7 protein-coding genes are annotated in these 3808 nt (G+C 33.4%); all 7 read right to left on the minus strand.

What is annotated here, in order from left to right; all coding sequences use genetic code 11:
- Positions 1–855: phage terminase large subunit (locus tag QNK89_RS02440; protein WP_340169382.1), on the minus strand; the 855-nt coding region annotated here is incomplete at its 3' end.
- Positions 800–1111, minus strand: a complete 312-nt coding sequence (locus QNK89_RS02445) for a hypothetical protein (RefSeq protein ID WP_340169383.1) — start codon at positions 1109–1111, stop codon at positions 800–802. The genes QNK89_RS02440 and QNK89_RS02445, both read right to left, overlap by 56 nt.
- 205 nt (positions 1112–1316) lie before the next feature.
- The gene (locus tag QNK89_RS02450; RefSeq protein ID WP_340169384.1) at positions 1317–1451 is read right to left on the minus strand and encodes a hypothetical protein; all 135 of its coding nucleotides are present in this window, start codon (positions 1449–1451) and stop codon (positions 1317–1319) included.
- A gap of 201 nt (positions 1452–1652) precedes the next feature.
- Positions 1653–2078: a hypothetical protein gene (locus tag QNK89_RS02455; RefSeq protein WP_340169385.1), complete on the minus strand. Its 426-nt coding sequence runs from the start codon at positions 2076–2078 to the stop codon at positions 1653–1655.
- A 347-nt stretch (positions 2079–2425) separates the two neighbouring features.
- Entirely contained in the window at positions 2426–2770 is a 345-nt protein-coding gene (locus tag QNK89_RS02460; protein ID WP_340169386.1) for a DUF1064 domain-containing protein, read from the minus strand.
- A gap of 172 nt (positions 2771–2942) precedes the next feature.
- On the minus strand, positions 2943–3389 hold the full coding sequence (locus QNK89_RS02465) for a DUF6633 family protein (protein ID WP_340169387.1): 447 nt from the start codon (positions 3387–3389) through the stop codon (positions 2943–2945).
- A gap of 4 nt (positions 3390–3393) precedes the next feature.
- Positions 3394–3808: hypothetical protein (locus tag QNK89_RS02470; RefSeq protein WP_340169388.1), on the minus strand; the 415-nt coding region annotated here is incomplete at its 5' end.

Genomic DNA, 3808 nt, shown 5'->3' on the forward strand with positions numbered 1-3808 from the left:
TCCAGCAAACTTTTTATTTAGTATATATATCTCACTAGCAGTTAAAGATTTCTTGTAGAAACATTCTTGTAAATAGATTATCTTGTTATCTCTATCTATACATGTTTTTATTAATGTTGTTGGATCATTGCTAAATCCAAAATCTTGTCCGTAGACTGGCTTAGATACTTCTTTAAAGCTTCCGACTTTCCAGTTGGTATATACAGCCCCTTGTAGTATGCCTGTTAAACCCTCTCCATAAACACGATACCAATTAGCCCAATACTCATTCCCTTTGTTAGCTTTAGCCTTAGCCTTTAGTATTTCGCTTACAGCAGCTTCAGGAGCAGCTTCATTGTCTTTGTATGTAAGAATTAACCATTCAGCTTCTAAGTCGTTTTTAAGCTCTGTATGCGCCCAGAACTCAGCACTTGGGTTAAAGTCTATATAAATATGTTTTAAAGTCCTTACAGCTAACTGTAGGTAGGAATCAAAGCCTCCAGCTATATTATTAGCTTCATTGATGTAACAGATGTCACGTCTAGCACCTCTTAGCTTTGCTTCTGAGTCAGCACTAAAAAACTCTATTGTTGAGCCATTGCTAAAAGTGTATGTAAGTAGGGTTCTATTGAATCGCTCTGCATACCAGCGACCAGTCATCTGCATGATCTTTCTAAAGTCTCTTATAGCCCCACGTCTTAAGTGTGGAATGGATTCAGCTACTACTGATGTTTCTGTCTTAGGGTGTTTAATAGAGTAGTCTATAAGCATGGCTAATATTCCAAAGGTCTTAGATGCTGAAGTTCCTCCTTGAACTACTCTAATCCGTTTGGAAAGCTTCTGAATTTTCTGTATAGCTGTCGTCTTCTGAAACATCTAAAAATAATGGTTGTTCAATAAATTGATTTACGCCTAAATTAATAGCCTTTTGCTCTGGGGTTACATAGCGCGCCATTCGCACCATAAATTCAGCTTTTTGATGGGGATCTAATCCATTATATACTTTGCTTATTTCCTCAGCATTAAACACAACTTCCTGGAGTATATCTTTAATCTCTTTAGTGATCTTATTATCAGCTCCCTTAGGCCGCCCCTTTCTATTTCCGTATGAATTACCCTTTTCAAATGGCATTTTTATTATATTGTGTTTATTGTTTATTTATGTTTTTTTAATGCATACTATTATTATATAAACATTTTTACTTTTTTTTATAAAACCTTCTAGTAAAAGTCATGGTATATATTAATTACTTTGTCTTTTTCTTCTTGCGTTAATTCGTTAGGTAGTTTATTAAACATCCTAAGCGAGATCTTCATAATTGTTGAGTATTTATCCATTATATTTTATTATCTATTGTTTCTATTAAGTGTCTTAGTTCGCTTCGTTCCCATTCTCCTAGCTTAACCCCATTGATTAAGAATTTAAAGTAGTCTTTTCTTTCAGTTGGTTTTAGTTCTATATTTATATACATTTATTTTATTTTAGTGAATTATTTGGTTAATGTCTATTATAGTAAAGTTTTAAGCAATATGCTTATTTTAAGTAGTATTCTCGAATTACTACTATCATTTCTTTGTATCTATCTTTGTAAATTCTGCGTGTTCTAAACATTGGCTACATATATCTGTTTCATACCATTGGGTTGCAGTACAGCAATTACTAACTATTTCCATTACTCAAATTTTATGTTTTCATTTGGTAGGGGTATATCTACGTTAAAGTATTCCTTAATAAAATCTCTGCATTGCTTGTGGAATACTTCCTGGTCATGTGTGTTGTTTTCTGTGGTAGACTTTGGGGCTTTAATTATTTTGTTATCGTTTGTCACTATTTCGTATTGTAGGAAATGCATTTTATAAAAGTCATGAGCTTTTTCTCTATCCCAATGTTCTCCCCATTCATCTGCAATGGCTTGAATAGTTACTGGTATAATTACAGCCCAGTAGTAAGAGTTCTGGCTTATTGATCTATTCTTTTTTTTAAGCCTTATAACTATCTCAATAATTTTGCCTTCAAAGTTCTTTAGAGCTTTTACAACGCTTTGGTTTTCGTTAAGCCTTCCGTTCTTAACTTTGTTAGTTATTGTTACTGACTTCATAGGCACAAAGTATTTACATGATAAAAATAATTGTCACGTCTTTTTTTCCATAATTTAATCTCGTCAAGGATTTTATTTGTTTTTATTTTTGTCAATTTAACTTCGATTATATATTCGTATAGCGATTCAATAATTCTATCACAGTACGCAATCTCATTCTCGTAATTAATAATCCTTCTGTTAGCTTCTTCTAACGTTGGTGTTACAAACTTTTTACTAGATTTAATCATTGATTTAATAATCGTCTGTAAATGATTTATAGACAGCATAAGAAAGCAATCCTATTGCTATGGCAAAAATTAAATAGTCTGTTGTTGTCATGTCAATCGTTGTCAGTTCTTCTTTTGTCATTTTACTAATACTAGTTTTGCACCTGGCTCTAGTTCTTCTAGTAGTGCTTCAGTTAATTTCCATTTAAGTCTCCAGACATCAGTCTCAAACCCTTTGACTTCTATTAGCTCGACAGTTCCATCGGCTAGGGTTATCTTAAAATCCATAAAGTAATTACAGATCTTTTTTCCATTTACATATAAGCGCAAGGGGTACTGTGGGATTATTTCTGTAATTTCACCCCCAAGCTCTCGCATGTGTAGCTCCATAGCATAGGCAGCTTCTTTCTTGCTGTGATAGGATCTGCCGTTGTATGTTTGCTTGACAGCTCCGTACTTATTTTGATATCTTTTCTTAAACAAATTTTTGTTGTTTGTATAAAAGTATACAATTTATATCACAAATGCAACAATTTATTATACAAATACATAAAAAACTTTGTTTTATTTGGGTGCAAGTAGAAATAAAAAAAGGAACTACATCTTTGTAATTCCCTTCTTAAAAAGTATTAAATCGTTTTACTTAACCTCTTGACTATTTTTTAATGTAATGTTTACGCCTCATGTTATTGCTGAAGTTAAATGTGTCATCGCTTTGCCTATCGTTGTGGACTTGCTGAGACATCCTAGATGCTTCGTCATAGCGTTCTTCTAAGTAAGCCCTAAAGAACTTGAGTATCTTATCAATCCCTAAGCGTTCGTAGAACTCTCCATAAGAGCCTGAAATGATACGCTTAAACAAAAGGGTTAAGTCAGATATTTTAAGCATGTAGAACTCTTCTACAATCATCCCAGCACAGAGTCTGACTTGTTCTTCGCTCATTGGCTTGTTAAGGTTTAAAATGTTGTTTAAATAAACCAGCCAAACCATTACAAAATTAACTGTAAACTCTTTGCTTTGATCTCTTTTAAAACTCGCTAAGGTTGGTGCTTTAGAGTTTATTGCATCTGCGACAGTAATCATTTTTCCAGCATGACTCATGCAGTTAGATGGATTGTAATCCTGTAACAACTTCTTGGAGGAAGTCTTCTGAATACTGCTGTCCATTTTTACTATTTTTCTTGCTTCCATTTGTTAATTCTTTTTCTGGATAGATTCCTTTCCATCCCTTTGCCATTGCGTTGTTAATTGAATCGATTGCGTGTTGTTCGCTTGTGGTCTTGTTTCCTAGTTGTGTAAGAGCTGCTTGTTCGCTGTGAATAGTTTTGTAATTAAAGCCAAGCTCTAAACGCTTATACTCTTTCCAATTATTCCAAGCGAGATCAAAGTTTTCTGTTTGATAAGGCTTTACAGCTTCTACTTTAACTTCTACTTCTATCTTCTTTTTTCTATCTTCATTCTTCATACTTCTATCTTCAATCTTCACTGAAGACCTTTTTTTGGTTATCGTTTGGGTTTTA

The sequence above is a fragment of the Lacinutrix sp. genome (genome assembly GCF_037625555.1).
Classification (GTDB): Bacteria; Bacteroidota; Bacteroidia; order Flavobacteriales; family Flavobacteriaceae; genus Lacinutrix.

Excerpts from the sequence above, each read along its gene's own strand:
- QNK89_RS02445 (WP_340169383.1), bottom strand. The coding sequence starts at position 1,111 with ATGCCATTTGAAAAGGGTAATTCATACGGAAATAGAAAGGGGCGGCCT.
- QNK89_RS02450 (WP_340169384.1), bottom strand. The coding sequence starts at position 1,451 with ATGTATATAAATATAGAACTAAAACCAACTGAAAGAAAAGACTACTTT.
- QNK89_RS02455 (WP_340169385.1), bottom strand. The coding sequence starts at position 2,078 with ATGAAGTCAGTAACAATAACTAACAAAGTTAAGAACGGAAGGCTTAAC.
- QNK89_RS02465 (WP_340169387.1), bottom strand. The coding sequence starts at position 3,389 with ATGAGTCATGCTGGAAAAATGATTACTGTCGCAGATGCAATAAACTCT.